At 76.1% G+C, this 24,792-nt stretch carries 11 protein-coding genes; all 11 read right to left on the bottom strand.

Annotation, left to right across the window (positions count from 1 at the left end; genetic code table 11):
• Positions 1–10: 10 nt before the first annotated feature.
• Complete coding sequence (locus ACRAKJ_RS22585) at positions 11–2,242, bottom strand: PQQ-dependent sugar dehydrogenase (protein ID WP_447008646.1); 2,232 nt, start codon at positions 2,240–2,242, stop codon at positions 11–13.
• A 231-nt stretch (positions 2,243–2,473) separates the two neighbouring features.
• Positions 2,474–3,352 carry a bile acid:sodium symporter gene (locus ACRAKJ_RS22580; protein ID WP_438926277.1) on the bottom strand — a complete coding sequence of 293 codons (879 nt, stop codon included), beginning with the start codon at positions 3,350–3,352 and terminating at the stop codon, positions 2,474–2,476.
• An 89-nt stretch (positions 3,353–3,441) separates the two neighbouring features.
• On the bottom strand, positions 3,442–3,588 hold the full coding sequence (locus ACRAKJ_RS22575; protein WP_438926276.1) for a DUF1059 domain-containing protein: 147 nt from the start codon (positions 3,586–3,588) through the stop codon (positions 3,442–3,444).
• Between the two features lie 92 nt (positions 3,589–3,680).
• Positions 3,681–4,679: a methyltransferase gene (locus ACRAKJ_RS22570; protein ID WP_438926275.1), complete on the bottom strand. Its 999-nt coding sequence runs from the start codon at positions 4,677–4,679 to the stop codon at positions 3,681–3,683.
• A 2-nt stretch (positions 4,680–4,681) separates the two neighbouring features.
• Positions 4,682–9,085 carry an amino acid adenylation domain-containing protein gene (locus tag ACRAKJ_RS22565; RefSeq protein ID WP_438926274.1) on the bottom strand — a complete coding sequence of 1,468 codons (4,404 nt, stop codon included), beginning with the start codon at positions 9,083–9,085 and terminating at the stop codon, positions 4,682–4,684.
• On the bottom strand, positions 9,082–10,419 hold the full coding sequence (locus tag ACRAKJ_RS22560; RefSeq protein WP_438926273.1) for an MFS transporter: 1,338 nt from the start codon (positions 10,417–10,419) through the stop codon (positions 9,082–9,084). The genes ACRAKJ_RS22565 and ACRAKJ_RS22560 overlap by 4 nt, the downstream gene beginning before the upstream one ends.
• Complete coding sequence (locus ACRAKJ_RS22555; RefSeq protein ID WP_447008645.1) at positions 10,416–13,670, bottom strand: non-ribosomal peptide synthetase; 3,255 nt, start codon at positions 13,668–13,670, stop codon at positions 10,416–10,418. The genes ACRAKJ_RS22560 and ACRAKJ_RS22555 overlap by 4 nt, the downstream gene beginning before the upstream one ends.
• 2 nt (positions 13,671–13,672) lie before the next feature.
• The gene (locus ACRAKJ_RS22550) at positions 13,673–14,347 is read right to left on the bottom strand and encodes a DUF6875 domain-containing protein (protein ID WP_438919833.1); all 675 of its coding nucleotides are present in this window, start codon (positions 14,345–14,347) and stop codon (positions 13,673–13,675) included.
• Positions 14,347–15,714 carry an FAD-dependent monooxygenase gene (locus tag ACRAKJ_RS22545; protein WP_438919834.1) on the bottom strand — a complete coding sequence of 456 codons (1,368 nt, stop codon included), beginning with the start codon at positions 15,712–15,714 and terminating at the stop codon, positions 14,347–14,349. Before ACRAKJ_RS22545 ends, ACRAKJ_RS22550 begins: the two co-directional genes overlap by 1 nt.
• Complete coding sequence (locus ACRAKJ_RS22540; protein WP_438919835.1) at positions 15,711–18,860, bottom strand: amino acid adenylation domain-containing protein; 3,150 nt, start codon at positions 18,858–18,860, stop codon at positions 15,711–15,713. Before ACRAKJ_RS22540 ends, ACRAKJ_RS22545 begins: the two co-directional genes overlap by 4 nt.
• Entirely contained in the window at positions 18,857–24,769 is a 5,913-nt protein-coding gene (locus ACRAKJ_RS22535; protein WP_438919836.1) for an amino acid adenylation domain-containing protein, read from the bottom strand. Before ACRAKJ_RS22535 ends, ACRAKJ_RS22540 begins: the two co-directional genes overlap by 4 nt.
• Positions 24,770–24,792: the final 23 nt, after the last annotated feature.

The following is a 24,792-nucleotide window of genomic DNA, read 5'->3' as shown; positions in this document are numbered from 1 at the left end:
CGTCAGGCGGTCAGCACAGGCACAGGCTGTACCTGGCGTTGTAGCTGGTGGCCGTGGTCGGGGCGGTGATGTTGTGCGTCTGCGCACCGCCGTCCGACCAGTCGCGGAAGCGCCAGCCGAGGCCCAGGGGGCCGGACTGGGGGCTGGGCGCGCCGATCGAGTTGTTCGAGCCCGCGATGACCGTGCGGGTGAACGGCGTGGCCTGGGCCGTGCCGCCCACGCTCAGCTGGAGGCCGCTCGGGCTGGACGTGAACGTGAGGTTCACCGTCCGCGGGTCCAGCTTGGTCGTGGTGCTCTTGGTGCGGCCCGAGGAGTCGGTCGCGGTCAGGGTCAGGTCCAGGTAGGACGGGTACTCGTGGTCGGGGGCGGTGAACGAGCCCGACGCCGTGCCGGTCCAGGTCTGCACCACGTGCTCGTGGCACGACCCGGTCGAGGCGCAGTGCTGGATGCTCAGCTTCCAGCTCAGCGCGGACGCGGGCAGGGTGCCGTCCTGGACGTCGGTGGCGTGGCCGGTGAACGGGACGTTCTGGCCCACCACCCAGTTCAGCGGCGCGGTCGGCGTGTCGATCACCGGCACCGGGTCCTGGGCGACCGGGGTGCCGACGGTGACCGTGACCGTCGTGGTGCCGGACGCGCCGAGCTGGTCGGACACGCGCAGGCCCGCGGTGACGGTCGCCGCCGAGGTGTAGGTGCGCGTCGGCGTGGCCGAGGTGGAGTCGTCGTACTGGCCGTCGCCGTCCAGGTCCCACGCGTAGCTCAGCGTGTCGCCGACGTCCGGGTCGGTGGAGCCGGTGCCGCTGAACTGCACGGCCAGCGGGGCCGGGCCGGACTGCGGGGTCGCGGTCGCCACGGCGGTCGGCGCGCGGTTGCCGGTCGGGTAGCTGACGCGGCGCAGCTGGCCCGCGCCGAGCGCGATGTAGAACAGGTCGCCGCCGGGGCCGGTGGTGATCTGCACGGGCACGTTCACTCCGGTCACGAACGGCACCAGCTTGGCCGGGTCGGGCTGGCCGGCCGTGGTCTGCATCGCCCAGATGCAGCCGCGGGAGCTGTCGGCGAAGAACAGCGCGCCGTCGTAGGCGGCCGGGTAGTTGCTGGTCGACTCGAACGCGATGCCGGAGACGGACGACCCGCCGGTCGGGCACGGGTCGGACGCGACGACCTTCGCCGAGTGGTTGTAGGCGTAGTACGGCGCGGTCTGGCCGGCGCCGGTGTAGAGCGACTCGCACAGGTCGAGGTTCGCGCCGTCGTAGCCGCCCTGGCGGGCGCCGCCCTCGTAGCACGGCCAGCCGAAGTTCTCCGCCGACGCGTCGTTCACGTCGGTGATCCGGTTGACCTCCTCCCACGTGTTCCAGCCGACGTCGCCGGCCCACAGCTCGTCGGTGCCGGGGCGGAAGGCGAACCGGAACTGGTTGCGCAGGCCGTGCGCGATGACGCGCTTGGCGTTGGCGTCTGCGGCGGCCGCGAACGGGTTGCCGGGCAGGCCCGCGCCGGTGTCGGGGTCGATGCGGACGATGGTGCCGTCCAGGCTCACCGGCTCGCCCGCCGGGCGGCGGACCGACTGGGAGCGCAGCGCGCCGCCGCGGGCGGTCGGGGAGGTCAGGTTGGTGCCCGCCGCGCCCGGCGGGTCGGCGCACGGGTTGCCGACCTGGCCGTAGTCGGCGAAGTTGAAGCTCGCGCCGTCACCGCCGCCGACGTAGAGGCCGCCGTCGGGGCCGAACGCGACGGTGCCGATCGAGTGGCTCGGGTACTGCTGGCACCAGTCGGTGACCAGCGGCGTCTCCGCGGTGGCCGTGCCGCCGGGGCCCATCGTCAGCTTGGAGACCCGGCCGGTGACCACGCAGCCCTGGTCGGTGGCCCCGGGCGGGGTGGGGCACTGGTCGCCCCAGCGCGGGTGCGTGCCGCCGGGCACCGCGTCGTAGGCGTAGGCGACGTAGACGAACGGGCGGGTCGGGAACTGCGGGTCCACGGCCAGGCCGAGCAGGCCGCGGTCCCAGAAGTCCTGGGTTTGCGGGCGCAGGTCGGCGAACGTGGTCGCGGTGGTGTCGGCGAGCGAGTCGAAGACCTTGACCAGGCCGCTCTTCTCGGCGATGAACACCTTGCCGTCGGGCGCGAAGGACACGGCGGTCGGCGAGGTGAGGCCGCCGATGGCGAGGGTGTCGGTGAAACCGGTCGGCACGGCGGCGGCCGCGACGGGCTGGACGGCCACCACGCCGGCCGCGACCACCAGGGTCGCGGCCGCCACGGCGGTCGTGCGTCTTGAACGTGAGGTGAGGCGTCTGCGGCGGAGTAAACGCATGGTGAGATGTGTTCCTTTCGTGCCACTTTTGGGTGAGCACGAAAGGGTGACATGGCGTTTCTCTGTCACGCTCTGTTTTGAACGAGCGGGTTCGGCCTACCGGCCGGTCTCACCCGCGCGGGGGAGTGGCAACCCCTCAAAAGTGGGTTTACCACTCGGGCATCGGTGTCGGGACCGTTATAGGGGTCGTTCCGCGGCGCGGTCCCCGACGCGGGTCAGCAGGTACCCGGCCAGCGCCGCCAGCGGGAACATCACCACGCCGTACACCGCCGCCGGCACCGCGAGCCGCTCGCTGCCCAGCACCGTCACGGCCACCGTGATCGCCAGCGTGCTGTTGTGGACGCCGACCTCGAACGCCGACGCGACCGCCTGCCGCCGGCCGACCCGCGCCCACCGCGGCACGAGGTACCCGGCCGCCAGGCTGCACGCGCAGAACAGGACCGCCACCACGCCGACGTCGGCCAGGTAGTCCCCGACGTTCTCCCGCTCGGCCACGATCGTGCCGACGATCACCGCGAGCAGCACCGCGGCGGAGAAGATCCGCACGGGCTTGTCCGCCCGGTCCGCGAACGCCGCCGACCACCGCCGCACCAGCATGCCCAGCACCACGGGCACCAGCACGATCGCGAAGACCTGCGCGACCTTGCCGAACTCCAGGCCCACCGCGCCGCCGCCCGCGGGCTCGAACCAGGACAGCGCGAAGTTCACCACCAGCGGCAGCGTGACCACGGCCAGCACCGAGTTCACCGCCGTCAGGGTGATGTTGAGCGCCACGTCGCCGCGGAACAGGTGGCTGAACAGGTTCGCCGTCGTCCCGCCCGGCGACGCGGCGAGCAGCATCATGCCGACCGCGAGCAGCGGGTCCAGCCCCAGGGCCGTGACCAGTCCGAAGCACACCAGCGGCAGCAGCACCAGCTGCGTCGCCAGCGCCACCGCCACCGCCCGCGGCTCCCGCGCGACCCGCGCGAAGTCGCCCACCGCCAGCGACAGGCCGAGCCCGAACATGACCACGGCCAGCGCGGCCGGGAGGCCGATGCCCGTCAGTGCCGAACCCATGGGGGATCACCTGCGTCTCTTCGTCGGAACGGCGTGAAGAGGCGCATCCTCCCCCGGGACCGGGCGGACCGGGAGGGGTTCGGCCGTACTCAGTACGCCATGAACAGGATCTCGTCGCGCGAGTAGTCGTGGCCCGGGTGGTTCTCCTTGAGGTGCTGCTGGGTCTTGGTGACCATGTCGTCCTCGTCCTCGCCGGTGATGTGCACGCCGCACGGGCAGGTGATGTTGCGCTTCATCGCGTCCTCCGCTGGGCTGATCGCCGTGGATGATCTCCGGTCCGACTCTACTGGGGGTGGCCCGCCCGGCGCCCGGGTTCCCGCCGGCGGTCCTACCGCTTGCGCGCCACCAGCAGCGACTGCCCCGGCGAACTCTCCAGGGGGTGCGCGGAGGGCGCGTCGAAGCCCGTGGCGGCCAGCCAGCCGGCGATGGCGTCGGCCGAGTAGACCTGGCCGCCCTGGCCGTGGAACAGGTTGAGGCTGAACACGCGGGCGAACGCGTCGGACGCCGGGTCGTCCACGTGCTCGTCGTGCTCCAGCAGCACGACCGCGCCGCCCGGCGCGAGCGCGTCCGCGACCCGGGCCAGCAGCCGTTCGTTGGCCTCCGCCGTGCGGCCGTGCACGACGTTGAACAGCAGCACCGTGTCGAAGCCCGACCCCAGGTCCAGCTCGTCGTAGTCGCCCGGCCGCAGCGCGACGCGGTCCGCCAGGCCCGCCTCCGCCACCGCCGCCGCGCCGACCGCCAGCGCGTCCGGCAGGTCGACGACGGTCGCCCGCAGCGACGGGTGGGCCGCGCACAGCCGGATCGCGTGCTTGGCGTGGCCGCCGCCCACGTCCAGCAGCGTCGCGCCCACCGGCACGGTCGACGCCACCTCCGGCGCGATGTGGTCGGCGTGCCCGGACAGCATCCCCTGGAACCGCCGCAGCACGTCGGGCCGCTCGGCGAGCCAGGCGTAGAAGTCCAGGGCGGGCTCGCCGGTGCGGACCGACCCCTCCAGGTCGAGCCAGGAGTCGAACAGCACGACCGACCAGAACTTCTGCACGTCGGCGTACCCGGCGCCGGTCAGCCACGACGTGGTCGCCGGGGCGTTGGCGAGGCCGTCGCCCTCCCGGACCAGGTAGCCGAACGACACCAGCAGGTCGCCCAGCAGCGCGGTGCCGCGCGGGTCGGTGCCGAGCGCGCCGGCCAGCGCCGGGACCGACCGGGGGCCGTCGGCGAGGGCGTCGAACACGCCCAGCCGCAGGCCCGCCGTGAGCGCCCGGTAGCCGGCGGTGGCGAGCATGTCGTGGAACGACGGCGGGCCGTCGTCCGGGGGCAGGTGCAGGGGCACGGTCAGGACCTCTCGGGCATGACCCCCGCCGAGGCGAGGTAGTCGACGTGGCGGGCGATCATCTCGGCGTCGGCGGGCGGGAACTCGACGCCGCACGAGCGGGCGGCGTCCCAGGTCGCCGTGCAGTCGAACACCGGGTGCGCCCGGTGCGTGGTGGTCAGGCCGAACGCCAGCGGGCCGAACGCGCTGTCCGGGCTCTCCAGCATCAGCGACCGCCACTGCGGGTACTCCAGCACCCGGTTCGGGTAGCCCTTGGCGGCCAGCACGCCGCCCAGGTCGGCGTAGGTGAAGCCGTCGGCCCGGTAGTAGTGGAAGTCGCGGCCGTGCAGCTCCGGGTTCGTCGAGATGCCCGCGATGGCCGCGGCCAGCCGGTCCACCGGCAGCATGTCGATCACGTCGTTCGTCCGCGGCACGGCGCGGGCGTGCGCGCACGTCGAGATCTGGCGGCTCAGGTACGACTCGGTCTTGGCCGTGCCGGTGCGCACGTCGCCCACGATCGCCGCGATCCGGTGGATGGACACCGGCAGGCCGCGGTCGCGCGCGAGCACGCCCATCATGTCGGCCACCCACTTGGTGGTGTGGTAGCCGGTGTCCAGGCCGGTCGGGTCCTCGGGCCGGTCGGACTCGGTGACCCGCTGCCGGTCGTAGGTCGCGCCGAGGAACACGCCCAGCGTGGACATCAGGTGCAGCGGCTTGGTCGAGTAGCGCGTGGCCAGCCGCAGCACGTCGACGGTGCTGCCCACGTGCGGCGGCATCATCCAGCGGTAGGTGAGGACGAAGTTCATCACCGCGCCGTTGTGGTAGACGGCGTCCACGCTCTCGGCGAGCCGGTCGAAGTCCTTCTCGGGCAGGCCGAGCAGCGGCCGGGACATGTCGCCCACGACGGGCACCACGCGGGCCAGCTGCTCCTCGGGCACGTCGAGGTGCGCGCGGCGCAGGTTGGCGCGGATGCGCGCGGCGGCCACGGTCGGCGTCTCGGCCCGCACCAGGCAGTGCACCTCGGCGTCGGTGCGGGTCAGCAGCTCGCCGAGCAGGTGCGCGCCGAGGAACCCGGTGGCGCCGGTCAGCAGCACGCGCTCGGCGGGGCCGGTGCGCACCGGGTGGTGCGGCGCGACGTCGTCCGGCGGGACGGCGTCGAGCCGCATCTCCGGCACGCTCGGCAGGCCCGACCGGTACTCCTTCGCGAACGTGTGGTCGGACGCGGCGGCCTGCTCCACCACCTCGGCCAGCTCGGCGAGGTCGGCGGTGGCGAACAGGGCGCGCAGCGGCACCGTGACGCCCAGCAGGGCGCGCACCTTCGCCAGCACGGCGGCGGCGATCAGCGAGTGCCCGCCCAGGCCGAAGAAGCTGTCGCGGCGGCCGACGAGCGGCGCGTCGAGCACCTCCGACCAGATCTCGGCCAGGGTCCGCTCCACCGGCGTGCGCGGCGGTTCGTACGGCGCGGTGCGCGCGGACGCGTCCGGGTCGGGCAGCGCGGCCGGGTCGACCTTGCCGTGCCGGGTGAGCGGCAGCGCGTCCAGCTCGACCCGGGCGCCGGGCAGCATCGCCTCGGGCAGGCGCTCGGCGCAGAACGCGCGCAGCTCGTCCAGCCCGGGCGCGGTGCCGCCGGCGCGCGGCACGACGTAGGCGACCAGCACGTCGCCGCGCACCGCCGCGGCCGCCTCGGCGACGTCCGGGTGCGCCAGCAGCGCCGCCCGCACCTCGCCGGGCTCGATGCGGTGGCCGCGCAGCTTGACCTGGTCGTCCACCCGGCCCAGGAACTCCAGCGCCCCGTCGGGCAGCAGCCGCACCAGGTCGCCGGTGCGGTACGCGCGACCGCCCGGGACGACCGGGTCCGGCAGGTACGCCGACGCGGTGCGCGCCGGGTCGCCCCGGTAGCCGCGGGCGGGTGCGAGGCCGCCGACGTGCAGCTCGCCGGGCACGCCGACCGGCACCGGGCGCAGCGCGCCGTCCAGCACGTACGCCCGCACACCGGGCAGCGGCCTGCCGATGGGCAGGGTCGCGGCGCGCGGGTCCACCTCGGAGGCGTCGACCGTGCGGTGGGTGGTGGCGCACACCGTGGTCTCGGTGGGACCGTAGTGGTTGACCACCTCCACCTTCCCGCCGGTGAGCGCGGCCCACTCGGCGACCGTCGCGGTCGGCACGGCCTCGCCGCCGATCATCACGGTGGTCAGCGGGCCGGGGTCCACGCCCTGCCCGGACAGGCCCGCGAGGTCCGCGACCCACCGCTTGAACAGCGCGGCGGGCGCGTCGACCGCGGTGATCCCGTGCTCGGCGCACAGCGCGAGCAGGTCCGCGCCGCCCACCGTCGCCGGTTCCGGGTGCACGACGACGGCCGAGCCGGAGCACCAGGCGGGGAACACGTCGCCCACCGAGGCGTCGAAGCTCAGCGGCGGCACCATCAGGACGCGCTGACCGGGCGCGAACCCGTGCAGGTCGACGAACGCGCCGGTCAGGTTGGCCAGCGTGTCGTGCTGCACCTGCACGCCCTTGGGCACGCCGGTCGAGCCGGAGGTGTAGACGACGTAGGCCAGCGCCCCCTCGGCGGTCGCCACGACCGGGGGCGCGTCGTCCTCGCCGGTGAACGCCTCGTCGGCGGTGTCCAGCAGCGCGCCCCGGTACCCGCCGAAGCGGTCCCGGTCGCCGGGCGCGGTGACCACGACGGGCGCGGCGCAGTCGGCGAGCAGCGCGGCGAGCCGGGCGGGCGGGTTCGCCGGGTCCAGCGGCACGTACGCGCCGCCCGCCTTGAGCACGGCCAGCAGCGCGACCAGCGCGTCCGGACCGGCCTTCACGGCCAGGCCGACGGGCGTCTCCGGGCCCACGCCCCACTCGGCGAGCAGGCGCGCGACCCGGTTGGCGCGCCGGTCGAGCTGTCGGAACGTGAGCGACGCGCCGTCGGCGAGGTCCAGCACGGCGGTGGCGCCGGGGTGGGCGGCGACCTGCTCGGCGATCCGGGCGAGCACGTGCGGGTGCCGGACCGGCTCGGCGCGGTTCAGCGCCGCCGCGGCCTCCCGGTCGGCCGCCGTGCTCGTGTCCAGCCCGGACAGCCGCGCGGTCGGGTCCGCGACCAGGGCGGCGAGCACGGCCAGCAGGTGGTCGGCCATCCGCGCCACGGTGTCCGCGTCGAACAGGTCCGTGCTGTAGTCGAGGTTCGCGGGCCAGTCGCCGTCGGTCTCGCGCACGTGCAGGGTCAGGTCGAAGCGGCTGGTCGCCCGGTCCGCGGGCAGCGGCGCGGCGCCGAGGCCGCCCCACTCGCCGGAGCCGCCGCCCCGGTTGAGCACGAGCATCACCTGGAACAGCGGGTGGTGCGCGAGGTCGCGGCGCGGCGCCACGCGGGCGGCCACCTCGTCGAAGCCGACCGCGGCGTGGTCGAGCGCGTCGACGGCGGTGGCCCGCGCCCGGCCGAGCAGGTCGACCGCGGTCGGGTCGCCGGACAGGTCCAGGCGCAGCGCGGTCGTGGTGACGAACATGCCGACCGAGCGCTCCAGCTCGGGGAACGGCCGGTGCGTGGTCGGCGAGCCGATCACCAGGTCGTCGGCGCCCGAGCGCCGGGCCAGCAGCACGCCGAACGCGGCCAGCAGACCGGCGAACGTCGTGCAGCCGTGCGCGCGGGTCAGCCCGGTGAGGCCGTCGGCCAGCGCGCGCGGGACGGTGAACCGGTGGCTCGCGCCCGCGACCGTGCGGTGCGGGGTGCGCGGCCGGTCCAGCGCCAGGTCGAGCACCTCGGGCGCGCCGGCCAGGCGGTCGGCCCAGTGGTCGAGCTGCCGCTGCCGCTCGCCGTCGGCGAGCCGGTCGGCCTGCCAGTGCGCGTAGTCGGGGAACTGCGCGCCCGCGGGCGGCAGCCCGCGGCCCGCGTAGACCTCGCCGATCTCGTCCGCGACCACGCCGAGCGACACGTCGTCGCACACGACGTGGTGCGCGCTGAACACCAGGGCGGTGTCACCGGCGGCGACCCGCGCGACCCGCGCCCGGAACAGGGGGGCGGTGCCCAGGTCGAACGGCGCGTCCACCTCGGAGAGCACGAACGCGCGCAGCGCCTCCTCGTCGGCGACCTCGACGACCACCACGTCCTCGGCCACCTCGTCGAGGACCTGCTGCTCGGGCACGCCGTCGGTGTCGACGACGCGGGTGCGCAACGCCTCGTGCCGCGCCATCACGGCGCGCACGGCGGCGCGCAGGCGCTCCTCGTCCACGTCGCCGGCGACGCGCAGCGCGGCGTACATGACGTACGCGCCCGCGTCGAGGCCGAGCCGCCCGGTCAGCCAGAGGCCGCGCTGGTCGCCGGTCAGCGGCACGACGGCCCCCTCGGGGCGCCGGGGCACGGCCGGGCGCGGCGCGGTGGCGAGACCGCGCTGCGCGAGCAGCTTCTCCAGCAGGAGTTCGCGGTGGTCGGGCAGTTCGGTCACGGCGCAGTCCTTTCGGGCGACGGCGACGGCTCCCCGTCGGCCACCGCGTCGGGCAGGTCGTCCACGGCGCGCAGCCGCGGGAGGGACCAGGCGTAGGCGGTCAGGGCGAGCATCAGCACGCCGACGACCAGGAAGATCAAGGCGATGCCGCGGCCCTCGCCGGTGCCGATGACGGCGCCCAGGCTCGACGCGAGCGCGCCGTCCGGGGCCATCAGCGGTTCGGCGACGCCGTCGGTGAGCGGCCCGACCAGCAGGAACGCGATGGGCATGGCGGCGGTGCCCAGCACCCGCACGACGCCCAGCACGCGGCCGAGGACGGCCGGGTCGACCTTCGTCTGGACCAGGGTGACGCAGGCGGTGTTCATCAGCGGCAGGGTGAACAGGAACGCGGGCGCGGCGAGGCCGATCAGCCACGGCGAGGGCGCCAGGGAGTGCAGCACCAGGAACACCCCGCCCAGGCCGAGGCCCAGGTAGACGCCGTGCACGCGGCGCTTCGGCCCGCCCCACGCGCCCATCACCAGGCCGCCGACGAACAACCCGCTGCCGCCCGCCGCCATCAGCACGCCCAGCGTGGCGGGCGAGGAGAACGACAGGATCAGCGGCTGCACCAGCCCGCCCGCGACGGCGAACAGGAAGTTCCACGCGCCGAACACGGTGACCAGCGCGAACAGCCCGGGTGCGCCGCGCAGCCAGGCGAGGCCCGCCCGGACGCCCCGCTCGCCGCCGGCGGACGCGCCCGCCGGGCGCACCGCTTCCCCGGGCAGCCGGGCGAGCAGCAGCGCGGTCACCGCGAACGCCATCGTCACCACGTCCACCACCAGCACGCCGCGCAGCCCCACGAAGGCCAGCAGCGCGCCCGCGACCAGCGGCGCGGCGATCTGCACGCCCTGGGTGACCTGCACCAGGCCGTTCACCCGGCCCAGGTGCTCCTTGGGCACCAGGGCGGGCACGAGCGCGGTGTAGGCGATGACGTGGAACGAGTTCAGCGTCGCGGTCAGCGCCGTCGCCACGTACACCTGCCACACGGCCAGACCGCCGGCGGACACGGCGAGCAGCAGCGCCACCGTCACCAGGCCCGCGCCCGAGTCGGCGACCAGCATGATCCGCTTGCGGTCGTACCGGTCGGCGACCGCGCCCGCGTAGGGCGCGAGCAGGATGCCCGGCACCACCGCGCAGAACTGGATCAGCACGAACTGCGTCACCGAGCCGGTGCCCTGGTAGACCCACACGCCGAGCACGAACGCGGTCAGCGCGGAGCCGATCACGGACACCAGCTGCCCGGCCCACACCACGGCGAACCGCCGCAACCCCGGGTGCACCCCTGGTGAACTCATCCGGTCCCCTCCCCGAGCATCGCCTCGACCTCCTCGGCGGACAGGCCGGCCAGCTGCACGCGCAGCTCCGCGACCGCGGCCACCCGACCCGGCGGGTCGTCCAGGGACGCCAGCGCGGCGGCCATCCCGGCGACGGTCGGCGCGGCGAACACCCGGCCGATCGGCACCGCCACCGAGAACGCGCCCTGCACGCGGGTCAGCACCTTCGCCGCGAGCAGCGAGTGCCCGCCGAGCGCGAAGAAGTCGTCGTGCACCCCCACCTCGGCCACGCCGAGCACCTCGGCCCACAGCCCCGCCAGCACCTGCTCCACGGCGTCGCGCGGCGCGACCCGCCCGCCCCCGGCGGCCCACACCGGCGGCGGTAGGGCCTTGCGGTCGGTCTTGCCGTTGGGCGTGAGCGGGAACGCGTCCAGCAGCACGGCGGTCGCGGGCAGCATGTAGTCCGGCAGCCGCTCGGCGAGCCGGGCGCGCACCCGCGCCCACAGCCCGTCGCCCGGGTCGTCCACCACCAGGTAGGCGACCAGGCGTTCGTCGACGGGCAGCACCACCGCCTCGCGCACCCCGTCGCAGGCCACCAGCGCGGCCTCGACCTCGCCCAGCTCGATGCGGAAGCCCCGCACCTTCACCTGGTGGTCGACGCGGCCCAGGAACTCCAGCGTGCCGTCCCCGCGGTGCCGCACCAGGTCGCCGGTGGCGTACAGCCGCCGCCCCGGCTCGCGGGAGAACGGGTCGGGCACGAACCGGGACGCGGTCAGCGCCGGCCGGTCGTGGTAGCCGCGCGCCACGCCGGACCCGCCGACGTGCAGCTCGCCCACCACGCCCGGCGGCACCGGCTCCAGCGCCGGCCCCAGCACGTACAGCCGGGTGTTGCCGATCGGCGGGCCCAGCACGACGGGCGCGGGGGAGTCCTCGACCAGCCCGGCCGACGACCACACGGTGGTCTCGGTGGGGCCGTAGGCGTTCCACAGCAGGGCGTCGTCGGACAGCAGGTCGTCGGCCAGGTCGCGGGGCAGCGCCTCGCCGCCGCAGACCCGGGTCACTACGCCCGCCGGCACGCCGCCCGCCGCGTGCAGCAGCCGCCACGTCGCCGGGGTGGCCTGGAGCGCGGTCACCTCGCGCTCCACCAGCAGCGCGCGCAGGGCGTTGCCGTCGGCGGCGGTCTCCGCCGGCACCACCAGCACCTCGGCGCCCGCGGTGAGCGGCAGCAGCAGCTCCAGCACGGAGATGTCGAACGACAGCGTCGTCACCGCCGCGAGCCGGTCCCCCGGGCCGAGCGCGAACAGCTGCTGGAACGACACCAGCAGGTTGACCACCGCCCGGTGCGGCACCTCCACGCCCTTCGGCGTGCCGGTCGAACCGGACGTGTAGATGACGTACGCGAGGTCCTCGCCGGTCGCCGGGGACGCGGGCGCGGGGGTGCCGGTCGGCGCGGCGGGGAACGCGTCGGCGTCGGCGAGCCCCAGCACCGCCCCGTCCCAGCCGGCGAACGCCCGGTCGGTGAGCAGCACGGACGCGCCGGAGTCGGCGAGCATCAGCGCGAGCCGGTCGGCCGGCCAGCCCGGGTCCAGCGGCACGTACGCCGCGCCCGCCTTCCACACCCCGAGCACGGCGGCCACCAGGTCGGGCGTGCGCGGCAGGCACAGCGCCACCGCCGAGCCGGGGCCCGCGCCGTGCGCCCGCAGCAGCCCGGCGACCTGTTCGGAGCGCGCGGCCAGCTCGTCGTAGGTGAGCGGACCGCCCACCCCGGACACCGCGGTGCCCCGGCCGGTGACCAGGTCGAGCGCGGTGGCGGCGGGCGGCAGCGGCAGGTCGGTGGCGTTGTGCCCCTCCAGCACCTGCCAGCGCTGCACGCCGGTCAGCCCGTCCAGCTCGCCGATCCGCCGGTCGGGGTGCTCCGCGGCGGCGGTGAGCAGCGCGATCAGCCGGTCGGTGAACTCGGCGACGGTGTCCTCGTCGAACAGGTCGCTGTTGTACTCCACGCCCAGCGCCAGCCGGTCGCCCTGCCGGTCGGCGGCCACGGTCAGGTCGAACTTCGACACCTTCGGGTCGGGCACCAGCGGCGAGACCTCCAGGCCGGTCATCGCGAGCACCATCGCGGGGGTGTTGGTGAAGATCAGCTGCGCCTGGTGGAGCGGCGCGTGGCCGGTGCTGCGCTGCGGGCTCAGGTGCTCCACGAGCCGCTCGAACGGCAGCTCGGCGTGCGCCAGCCCGTCCACCACCGACTTGCGCACCCGGGCCAGCAGCTCGCTGAACGTCGGGTCGCCGCCGACGTCCACCCGCAGCGGGAGCGTGTTGACGAAGAACCCGACCAGGCCCTCCAGGTCGGGGTGCGACCGGCCGGCGACCGGCGTGCCCACGACCACGTCGTCCTGCCCGGCCAGCCGGCCGAGCCGGGCCGCGAACGCCGCCAGCAGCACCATGAACGTGGTCACGCCGTGCTCCCGCGCCACCCCCTCCAGCGCGGCCAGCGGACCGGCCGGGAGGTAGCCGTAGCGCAGCGCGCCCCGGTAGGACACCACGGCGGGCCGCGGCCGGTCGGTGGGCAGCGTCAGCAGCTCGGGCGCGCCGTCGAGGTGCCGCGCCCAGTAGTCCAGGTGCTCGGCGACCAGGTCGTCGCCCATCCGGTCGCGCTGCCACACCGCGTAGTCCGGGTACTGGAGCGTCAGCGGCGGCAGCTCCGGCGCGCGGCCGGCCAGGGCCGCGTCGTAGGCCGTGCCCAGCTCGCCCAGCAGCACCGACAGCGACCACGCGTCCGAGCAGATGTGGTGCAGGTTCAGCACCAGCACGTGGTCGTCGTCGGCGAACCGGCCGAGGCTCACCCGGAACACCGGGCCGCGGTGCAGGTCGAAGCCGACGCCGCCGCGCTCGTCGGCGAACCGCTGCGCCTCGGCGTCCCGGTCGCCGTCGGGCAGGTCGTGGCCCGGGAGGTCGTGCTCGGTGACGGTCGCCGTGCCGGTCGGCGCGACCAGCTGCACGGGTTCGCCGCCCGAGTCGGGGAACGTGGTGCGCAGCGCGGCGTGCCGCTCCACCAGCACGTCCAGCGCCCGCCGCAGCGCGGCCCGGTCCAGCGCGCCGCGCAGCCGCAGCGCGACCGGCACGTTGTAGACCGCGCTGCCGGGCGCGAAGCGGTCCAGGAACCACAGCCGCTGCTGCCCGAACGACAGCGGGTAGGCGGCGGGCGCGGCGGCCCGCGCGCGCAGCCGCCGCGCCAGCAGCTCGCGCTTGCTCTCGGACGACGTCCGGTCGGTCATGGTCAGCTCCCCGCCGTGGTCGCGAGCCGGTCGGCGGCGGCGCGCACGTCACCGCGCAGGTGCGTGGGCACGCGGTCGCCGAACCGCTGGAGGTAGGCGGCGACGGTCTCGTCGTCGTCGCGCAGGAACGGGAAGTCGGTCGGCACCATGTGCCGGATCGCCAGCAGCGGCACCGGGCTGGTCAGCGGCCGGAAGGCCGGGTTCCACAGGCCGGCCTTCTGCGGCGGGCCGGGGTGGAACTCGCCCAGCATCAGCCCCATCCGCGTGTACTCCGCCTTGAGCAGCTGCTGGGTCCGGTCCACCACGTCGAACTCGACGAGGTCCGGGAACAGCACCAGGATCGTCTTGAACTGCGCGCCCGGACCGGTGCGCGGTTCCAGCTCGGTGAACCAGTCGCGGTAGTGCAGCAGCAGCGCGGCCAGCTCGTCGGTGCTCTCCGGGGTGCCGGGGCGCACCGACAGGTAGAACAGCCCGCGCTGCAACGACGTGTCGGTGAACGGGCACACCGCGCCCCGCCTGCCGAGGTCGGGGTGCGGGCCGCCCAGGTACTCGTCGGCCCACGCGAGGACGGTGCGCAGCGGCAGTTCGTGCGCCGCGACCTCCTCGGGCAGCCGGGTGCCCGCGAAGTCGGCCGGTTCCACCAGGTGGTGGGCCTGGCCGGTCGGGTGGACCAGCATCACTTCACCTTCCTCCCGCCCCGCGACCGGGTGCCGCGGGAGCGGGTGACGAGCCCGGCGAGGGTGGCGCCGGCGAGCGTTGCGGTGGCGCCCAGGGCCGTGCCGAGCAGGCGGTCCTGCCGGCGGGCGCGGGCGAGGGCGTCGCCGTAGGGCGTCGTGGTGTGCGCGATGAGCGTGTAGAGCGGCACCCACCGGTCCGGGAACAGCCGGTGCAGCGCCAGGTCGAGCTTCTTGCGCACCAGGAACAGCGGCGAGCGCAGCCGGTCCCGCAGCTCCACGAAGTTCCGCTTGGACAGCTCGGCCAGCACGTCGGTGTGCGGCCTGCGGGCGGCCTCGAACTCGGCGAGGGCGCGCGGCAGGTCGTGCGGGTGGGCGGCCAGGCAGCGGTCGAGGGTCGAGCAGTCCTCGAACGCGGCGTTCATGCCCTGCCCGAAGAACGGGTACACCGCGTGCGCGGCGTCGCCGATCAGCACGGTCCCGCGCCCCTCGTCGGTGGCGACGTGCCACGGGGAGGTGCGCACGGTGACCAGGCTCGCGGCCTCGTGGTCGAGGAACTGCGCCACCACGTCCGGGATCAGGGTGAGCGTGTCGGGGAAGCGGCGGGCGAAGAAGTCCCGCACCCGGTCCGGCTCGGTGAGCCCGGCGAACCCGTGCTCGCCGTCGAACGGCAGGAACACCGTCGCGGTGAGCGAGCCGTCCGCGTTGGGGTGCGCCACGATCAGCCCGTCGTCGCCGGGCCACACGTGCAGCGCGCGCAGCTCGGTGCGGGGCCGGCCGTCGTCGCCGACCGGGATCAGCAGCTCCTTGTAGCCCCACTCCAGGAACTCCTGGTGCAGGTCCACCCGCCGCCCCCGGCCGAGGTGGGTGCGCACGGCGGAGAACGCGCCGTCCGCGCCGACCACCAGGTCCGCGGTGTGCGTCTCCTCGCCGTCCGGGCCGAGCGCGGTGACCGCGGGCCGGGCCCGGTCCACGGCGGTGACCCGGTGCCCCCACCGGAACTCGACGCCCCGGCGCTCGGCCTCGTCGACCAGCGCCACGTTGAGGTCGTGCCGCAGCACGGAGTGCAGGATCTGGTCCTCGGCCAACCCGTAGGGCTGGAACCGCAGCCCGTCGGGCAGGTGCACGACCCGGCCGCGCATGGGCACGGTCAGCGGCGCCAACCGGTCGAGCAGACCGATCTCGCGCAGCGCGACGATGCCGCGCTGCGACAGCCCGAGGTTGATCGAGCGGCCCTCCTCGCGCACGCCCGGCGCGCGCGGGTCGCCGCGCCGTTCCAGCACCCGCACGAGGTAGCCGCGCCGGGCCAGGTAGACGGCCGTGAGCGACCCCGCCAGGCCCGCGCCGACGACCAGCGCGTGCCGGCTCACGCGAGGTCCTCGTCGGCCAGGGTGCCCAGCAGCCGGTCGATCTCGGCGTCGGACAGCTCGTCGAGCTGGTCGATCAGCGGCACGGGACCGCGCGCCGCCGTGCCGCGGGTCAGCCCGGCGCACAGCTCGGCGATGGTCGGCGCGGCGAACAGCGCGGCCAGCGGCAGGTCCGCGCCCAGCGCGGCGCGGACCCGGGCCAGCATCTGGGTCGCGGTCAGCGAGTGGCCGCCCAGGGCGAAGAAGTTGTCGTGCACGCCCAGCGGCGAGTCGGCCGGCATGGACAGCACGTCCCGCCAGATCCGCGCCATGCGCCGCTCGGTGTCGTCGCGCGGCTCGACGCGCTCGACGTCCTCGGTCGTCCACACCGGGGCGGGCAGCGCGTCCCGGTCGATCTTGCCGGTGCCGGTGCGGGGCAGCTCGGGCAGCACGACGATCGACGCCGGGAGCATGTACTCCGGCAGCCCCGCCGCCAGGTGCGGTCGCAGCCGGCGGCGCAGCTCGTCGTCCGCGACGTCCCCCGCGGGCACCGCGTAGGCGACGAGCCGCACGTCGGCCGCGTGCGCGGACCACGCCACGACGACGGCCTGCGCCACGTCCGGGTGGGCGCGCAGCACGGCCTCGACCTCGCCGGGCTCGATCCGGTAGCCGCGGACCTTGAGCTGCCGGTCGGCGCGGCCCAGGAACTCCAGCGAGCCGTCGGCGTGCCGCCGGACCAGGTCGCCGGAGGCGTACAGGCGCCCGCCGGGGGTGTCGCCGAACGGGTCGGGCCGGAACCGGTCGGCGGTCGTCCCGGGCATGCCGTGGTAGCCGCGTGCCACGCCCGCGCCGCCGATGTGCAGCTCGCCGATCACGCCGGGCGGCACCGGGCGCAGCAGCGGGTCGAGCACGTGCAGCGAGGTGCCGCGCACCGCCGGGCCGAGCCGCACCGGGTCCGGCGCGCGCGCCACGACGCCGGCCGCCGAGTACACCGTGGTCTCGGTGGGGCCGTAGCCGTCGATCAGCACCGCGCCGCCGCGCTGGAGGTCGTCGGCGAGGTCGCGGGTCATCGCCTCGCCGCCGCTGATCGCCAGCCGCACGCACGCGGGCACGCCGCCCGCCGCGACGACCATCCGCCAGCTCGCCGGACCGCCCTGCACGACGGTGGCGCGGGTCGCCGCGATCCGCTCGCGCAGCAGCGCGCCGTCGGCCACGTCGTCGGCGGGCACCACGACCAGCGTCGCACCGGTGACCAGCGGCGCGAGCATCTCCACCGTGGACACGTCGAACGCGGGCGTGGTGATGGACGCGAGCCGGTCGTCCGGCCCGAGGCCGGTCAGCTCCACCATGGCGCGCAGCAGCGCGGCCAAACCGCCCTGGGTGCACCGAACGCCCTTGGGGGTGCCGGTGGAGCCCGAGGTGTGGATGACGTAGGCCAGGCTGCCGGGGTGCTGCGGCACGGCGTCCGGGGCGGTGCCGGGCTGCCCGGCCAGGTCGGCGGTGTCCAGGTCGACCTCGGTCCACGGCCCGTCGAGCGGCCCGGTGACCTCGCGGGCCGCGCCGTCGGTGACCAGCACGGGCACGTCGGAGCCGGCGGCCATGGCGGTGAGCCGCGCCGCGGGCCACGTCGGGTCCAGCGGCAGGTAGCCCGCGCCGGCCTTCCACGCGGCCAGGATGCCGGTGACCACGGCCGCGCCGCGGTCCAGGCACAGCGCCACCGGCCGGTCCGGTCCCGCGCCGGCCGCGAGGAGCACGTGGGCCAGGCGGTTCGCGGCGCGGTCCAGCTCCCCGCGGGTCAGCTCGCCCTCGACCGCGACCCCGTCCGGGTCCTCGGCCAGCGCGGTGAGCACCAGCTCGGCGGCGGTCCCGGCGGGCACCGGGGCGGCCCGCTCGCCGTGGTCGCGGTCGGTGAGCACCAGTTCGGCGACCCGGTCGCCGGGGGAGGCGTGCACGGCGGCGGCGAACACCGCGTGCAGGGCCTCGACCGACGCGGGGTCGAACAGCTCGGTGTCGTACTGCCAGCGCGCGGACCACCGGTCACCGGCCCGTTCGACGGTCAGCGACAGGTCGAACTTCGCGCCGCCGTTGGCGACGGCCTCCGGGCGGAACGTCACGGGCCCCGCCTCCCGCGCGGGCGGCACCGGCTCGACCGCGAACATCACCTGCACGAGCGGGGAGCGCGCCAGGGTGCGCTCCGGCGCGACGAGGTCCACCAGCTGCTCGAACGGCAGGTCCTGGTGCGCCAGCGCGGCCACGGTCGCGGCCTCGGCCGCCGCGACGACCTCGCCGAACGTCGTGCCGGGCGTGAAGGTCGCGCGCAGCGGGACGGTGTTCGCGACGAACCCGACCAGCCCCTCGGTCTCCGGCCGCGTGCGGGCCGCGACGGGCGTGGCGACCAGGAAGTCGGCCTGCCCGGTCACCCGGTGCAGCACGCACTGGAAGACCGCGAGCAGCCGCGCGAACGACCCGTCGGCGACGGCCAGGTCACCGCGCAGCTCCGCGCCGCGCCCCGTCGGCACCGCCGGCCGCGGGTGGTCGGCGGGCAGCGACAGCACGGTCGGCACGCCGTCCAGCGCGCGCCGCCAGTGCTCGGCGTCGGCGGCGAACGCGCCCCCGTCGGCCTGCTCGCGCTGCCACACCGCGTAGTCCGGGTACTGCACGGGCAGCTCGGGCAGGTCGGCGGGCGCGCCGCCCACCTCGGCCGCGTACAGCGCCGCCAGCTCGTCGAACAGCACCGCGCACGACCAGCCGTCGGCGATCGCGTGGTGCAGCACGAGCACCAGCACGTCGCCGTTGAGCAAGGTCGCCCGCAGCAGCGGCCCGTCGTGCAGCGCGAACGGCCGGCCGACCTCCGCGCGCACCGCGGCGTCCACGTCGGGCGCGTCGGCCAGGTGCAGCCGCACGGGCGACGTCGCCGACACGACCTGCACCGGCACGCCGTCGTCCACGGCGAACCGGGTCCGCAGCGCCTCGTGCCGCGCGACCAGGGCGTCCAGGGCGGCGCGCAGCGCGGCGACGTCCAGCGGGCCGTCGACGCCGACCCGCCAGCCGATGTTGTAGACGGGGCTGCCGGGCAGCAGCTGGTCGACCAGCCACAGCCTGCGCTGCCCCGACGACGCGGGGAACAGGAAGACCTCGTCCGCCCGACCCTCCGGTACCACTGCGCTCACCGCGGTTCCTCCCCCTTGTCCGGCCAACCACGTCTGTCCACCGCCACGACCCGGAACTCCGCGGTGTGCCGCGCGCCGTGCGCGTCGGTCAACCACAGCTGGTCCGGACCGGGCAGCATCTCGCCCACGCCCATCGGGGCGCCGGGCTTCTCGCGGTCCAGCGCGCGCACCGCGTGCGCGAACAGCTCGACCGACGGCCGGCTCTCCAGGTCCACGTAGAACGGTTTGTGCTCCACCGGGCTCTTGACGAACACGAACCTCGGCATCCCGTGCTCGCGGCGCCACGCCTGCGCGCGCAGGAAGCGGGTCCCCTCGTCGGCGGCGAAGGCGAACGCGGACCTCCCGGCGGGTAATCGCCAGCCCTCGCGGGCGACGACGAGCCGGTCGACGCTCACCCGGGGCGTGTGCCCGCCCGCCGGCAGCAGCCGGAAGTGCTGCACCAGCTGCGCCATGACCTGCTCGTTGAGCAGCTCGACCAGGTCGTGGTCCACCCGGCCGTCCCGGCTGCGGGCCAGCAGCCGCCCGCCGACCTCGACGACCTCGCACGCGCCCACCGGCACCGCGCCCGCCAGGCCCGGCCCGCACGCGTCGTGCCCGAACACGATCTTGAGGTCCCTCGGCAGCACGAGCGCGTCGGCCAGCCGCTGCGGCGTGCCGCCCTCCTCGCGGGTGGTGGCCAGCACGACCCGCGGCCCGCCCAGGTCCCGGGCCATCGCGGTGCGCAGCTGCTCCGGGTCGGGGTGCTGCGACACGAACAGCGCCGACCGCGCGGTGTTCACGCCGGGGTGCACCTCGCCCAGCACCCACCGGTAGTCGCCGTCCCGCACGGCCTGCGCGTCGCGCGCGGCGATCAGCACGTCCGGGCTGTGCTGCACCGCGCCCCGCCACCCCGGTCGGGGCGCGGCGAACGCGGCCAGCACGGCGTCCCGCACGTCGTCCGCGCGGTGGTGGACCTCGCGACCGCCCGCGGGCCCGCCCAGCGCCCTGGCCCAGCGCTGCTGCAACGCCCGCACGAGCCGTTCGACCAGCCGTTCGTCGAGGCGGAAGATCGTGTCGTTGGCCCACAGCCAGAAGTCCGCGAGCGGCACCCGGTCCGAGCCGGTGGCGGCCACCCGCTCCCGGTAGACCTCGCGCAGCGCCTTGCCGTAGAGCGCCGCGCCCGCGCCGGTGAACCAGCGCGCCGCCTCCAGCACCAGCGACAGCGGCGACCACAGCGTCTCCAGCAGCGCGGGGGAGAGGGTGACGTCCAGGTCGCGCCGGCACTCCTCGTGCACCACGGTCCGCCCCGCGTAGAACAGGCCGGGCCGGCGCACGGCCGCCGCGCCGGTGATGCCGGTGAACGTCTCCTGGAGCGCGGTGATCGCGTCCACCAGCCGGTCCGGGTCGCCGACGGACGCCGCGACCTCCGCCCGGCCGCGCTCGACCTCGGCCAGCGCGGCCTCGGCCGTCGCCCGCGCCGCGTCGTCCCCGATCGCCGCGACCTGCTCCCGCAGGGAGTCCTGCGGCACGAGCGCCTCCGGCGGCACCTCCAGGGTCCACGCGATCCGCTTGGCGCGGCGCAGCCGTTCGAGGGTGTCGAGGACGTCCCGCTCGGGCCTGCCGAGCCGGGCGGCGATCGCGTGCGCGCCGGTCACCCCGTCGCACGCGGCGAGCACGGCGGCGTCCGGCGGGGGCAGCCGCACCGGCCCGGTCATCGGCACGTGCACCGTGTCGCCGACGACGTCCACGAACGGCATCCGCCTCGGCACCGCCCAGGGCCGCACGGCGTCGGTGGTCAGCGCCTCGGCGAGCTGCTGCACGGCCCAGTTCTCCAGGTAGGTCGTGCGCGAGTCGACCAGCCGGGGTCCCGGGCGGGCGGTGAGCGCGGCGGGCGCGTCGTCCTCGACCCGGGCCCAGCCGACCGGGCCGAAGAACCCGATCGTGTCGTTCTTCGCGCAGTACCGCTGGAGGTAGCTGACGACGGTGTGCTCCCAGCGCCGGTAGTCGACGTTGCGCGTCGGGGGCCGGTCGCCGCCCAGGGCGCGGTGCAGCGCGTCGACGGCGGTCCGCAGCGCGCGCGGGTTCTGCCACGCCACCGCCTCGCGGAACTTCGGGTCGCCGCTGACCACGCGGAGCACGTCCGTCGCCGCCCGGCGGCCCTCCTCGAACCGGACCGCGTAGTCGGCCATCAGCGCCTCGTGGCGGGCGGCGGTCGCGGCGGCCACCGCGAGCGCGCCGTCCACCTCGGCGATGCCCGCGTGCGGCACCACGAGCTGCACCTCGGCCGCCGGTCGGGCCTCGGTCGCCACCGCCTCGACCGCCGCGTCGCCGACCACGGCCCCCGCCGGGTCGGGCACGGGCGCGGTGACGGTGACCGCGCGCACGCCGTCCAGCGCCGCCCGCGCCTCGGCGAACCGGCCCTTGCGGACCAGCCGGCCGATCCGCCGCAGGGCGGAGCGCTGCTCGCCGGTGGCCCGGTCCTCGACCTCCCGCAGGACCCGGAACGCCGTCCACCGCGCCTCGCCCAGCGCGTCCTCGGCGGCCAGCACGTCCTCCGCCGCGCGGGCCGCGTCCGGGCTCGCCACCGCCAGCAGCGGTTCGACGCCGAACCCGGTGCCGCGCAGCCCGACCCACCGCCACGCCGCCCAGTCGCCCGTGCCGCCCGGGACCACCAGGTGGTCGGGCACGTCCTCGGCGGCGGTCCGGGGCGGGGGCACCCGGTAGGCGGACCGGTCGCGGCGCGTGATGCCCGCCGCCCGCCCCGCCCCGGAAGTGGTCGCCCCGGAGGCGCCCGCCCCGGAGGCGCCCGGTGCGGGGGAGTCGGGCTGTGGGCGGTCCAGCGCCGCGTCCAGCACGGCGGCGCAGCCCGCGAGCGTGCGGGCCCGGTGCAGCTCGGCCACCGGGACCTCCACGCCGAACTCCTCGCGCACCCGGAACGCCAGCCGCACCGCCAGCAGCGAGTTGCCGCCCACCGCGAAGAAGTCGTCCTCGGCGAACACCTCGGGCACGTCCAGCAACCGCCGCCACAGCCCGGCCAGCCGGCGCTGCGCGCCGGTGGCGGGAGGGGTCCGGTCCGCGCCCCGCGCGCCCGGGGCGCGGACCAGGTTCAGGGCCGCCCGATCGACCTTGCCGCTGCGGTTCAGCGGCAGCTCGGGCAGCGGGACGTACCGGGCGGGGCACAGGTAGGCGGGCAGCCGCTCGGCGACGTGCCCGCGCACCGCGTCGACGTCGAACGCGCCCGAGGGCACGACGAACGCCACGAGGTGCCGCGCCTCCCCGTCGCCGACCGGCAGCACGGCGACCGACCCGACGGACGGGTGCTCGCGCAGGACCGCCTCGACCTCGGCGGGCTCCACCAGGAACCCGCGCACCTTGACCTGCCGGTCCGCGCGCCCCAGGAACTCCAGCACCCCGTCGGGCCGCCACCGCGCCAGGTCGCCGGTCCGGTACAGCCGCCCGCCCGGCCGCCCACCGGGCCGTTCGGCCGCGAACGGGTCGGGCACGAACTTCGCGGCGGTCAGCGCGGGCGCGGCCCAGTAGCCGCGCGCCAGCCCGTCACCGCCGGCGTACAGCTCGCCCGGGACGCCCACCGGCACCGGCCGCATCAGCTCGTCCAGCACGTACACCGAGCCGCGCTGCACCGGCGTGCCGATGGGCACGGTCGCGCCCACCTCGTCGGGCGAGGTCATCACGTGGCACGAGGTGAACGTGGTGTTCTCGGTGGGCCCGTAGCCGTTGACCACCGGCTTGCCGCCGCGTGCCGCGAGGGCCGCGCGCACCGCGTCCGGCGCGAGCACGTCGCCACCGGCCAGCAGCTGCTCGACGTCGGCGGTCAGCGCGGGGTCGAGGGCGTGGAACAGCCCGGCGGTCAGCCACAGCACGCTCACCCGGTGCTCGCGCAGCAGCGCCGCCAGCACCGCCGGCTCGACCGGGCACTCCGGCGCGGCCACCACCCGGCCGCCGGTCAGCAGCGCGCCCCAGACCTCCAGCGTGGTCAGGTCGAACGCGGTCGCCGACAGGTGCAGGAACGTCCGCCCCGGCCCGAAGCGGGCGAAGTTCGGCCGGGTCACCAGCCGCACCACGCCCAGGTGCGGCACGGCGACGCCCTTGGGGCGCCCGGTCGAGCCGGAGGTGTGGTTGACGTAGGCCACGCCCGCCGGGTGCACCGGCACGACGTCGAACGAGGCCGGTCGCGCGTCGAGGTCGACCTCGGGCAGCACCACGGCGGCCACGCCGTCCGGCAGCGGGCGCGGCCGGTCGGTGACCACCAGCGGCGCGCCGGACCCGAGCAGGGCCGCCGCGTCGCGCGCCGCCGGGTTCGCCGGGTCCAGCGGCAGGTAGGCCGCGCCGGTCTTGAGCACGGCCAGCATCGCCGTCACCAGGTCCGCGCCGCGCGGCAGCGCCAGCCCCACCGGCCGGTCCGCGACCGCGCCCCGCTCGACCAGCACGTGCGCCAGCCGGTTCGACCGCTCGTCCAGCTCGGCGTAGCTCAGCCACCGCTCGCCGTCGAACACGGCGTCCGCGTCGGGCCGCTGCCACACCTGCTCGGCGAACAGGCCCGGCACGGTCGCGTCGGCGGGCAGCTCCACGTCGGTCCCGTTCCACCGCTCCAGCAGCCGCGCCCGTTCCGCCCCGCGCGGCTCGACCAGGTCCCGCACCGGCCTGCCGGGAGCCTCGGCCATGCCCGCGAGCAGCGAGCGGACCTGCCCGAGCAGCGCGTCCGGCGCCCACGCCGGGAACCGGCCCGTGTCGTGGATCAGCTGGAAGCTCAGGCGCGGCTCGGCGAACGCGTACAGGGTCAGGGCGTAGCCGGGGGTCCGCAGGATGCGCACCCGCCTGCCGGGCGGCGACGAGGGCCGCGCGGCCAGCACGGTGTTGATCTCGCTGCGCTCGAACAGGACCAGGCTGCGCGTCAGCGGCGTCTCGTGGCCGGACGCCCGCTGGATGTCGGGCAGCGGGCACAGCTGGTGGTCGCGGGCGCGGACCGACCGCTCCCGCACGTCGCGCAGCCAGTCGGCGACCGGGGCGTCCCGGTCCACCGGCAGCCTCAGCGGCACGGTCGCCAGCAGCAGGCCCAGCATGTCCCGCGCGCCCTCGACGGTGCCGTGCCGGGCCGCCCGCGTCACGCCGAACACGGCCTCGCCGCCGCGTGCGTGCGCGGTGAGGACCAGTCCCCACGCGGCGAGCACGACCGTGTTCACGGTGACCCCGACCTCGGCGGCCAGCGCGGTCACCGCCCCGGTCTCGGCGTCGGACAGGGCGAGCGAGGCGGTGGCCATCACCGGCGTGCCGGGGCCGGCGTGCTCCAGCGGCAGCGGTCCGGGCTCCGGCGTCCCGGCCAGTTCGGCGGCCCAGAACCGCTGGTCGGCGAGGTGCCCGGGGTGGTCGGGCGCGGTCCGCGCGTCGTACCAGCGGGCGTAGTCGGCGAAGTCGGGGCGGGGCGGGAACTCCAGCGCGCCGCCCGCCAGGCGTGCCGCGTAGTCGTCGTCGACCTCGCCCAGCAACGCGGCCAGCGAGCGGCCGTCGAGGATCGCGTGGTGGAAGGTCGCGACGACCACGTCACCGGGCAGCGCGACCACGCGCAGCGGGGCCGCCGACACCGGGTCCACCCCGGCCCGGCGGTCGGCCGCGAGGAACGCGTCCAGGTCGGTCACCGAGTCGTCCACCAGCACCGGGACGTCCTCGGCCGGGCCCGCCCACTGCTCCAGGACGCCGTCGGCGCGCCAGGTGAACCGGGTGCGCAGCAGCGGGTGCCGCTCGATCGCCGCGCGCCACGCGGCGAGGTGGGCGGTGGTGTCCAGGCCGTGCGGCCAATGCTGGACGCACTGGATGACGTCCGTCCCGGCGGACGGGTCCCGCAACCCGGCCGCGATCATTCCGCTCTGCAGCGGAAGGGCGGGCGCGAGCCGCGGTACCGAATCCTCGTGCACCACTGGCCTCCCCGGAGAATATT

This window comes from Saccharothrix sp. DSM 118769 (assembly GCF_052936295.1).
The sequence above is the reverse complement of the archived record's forward strand: the minus strand, read 5'-3'. Positions and strand labels throughout refer to the sequence as shown.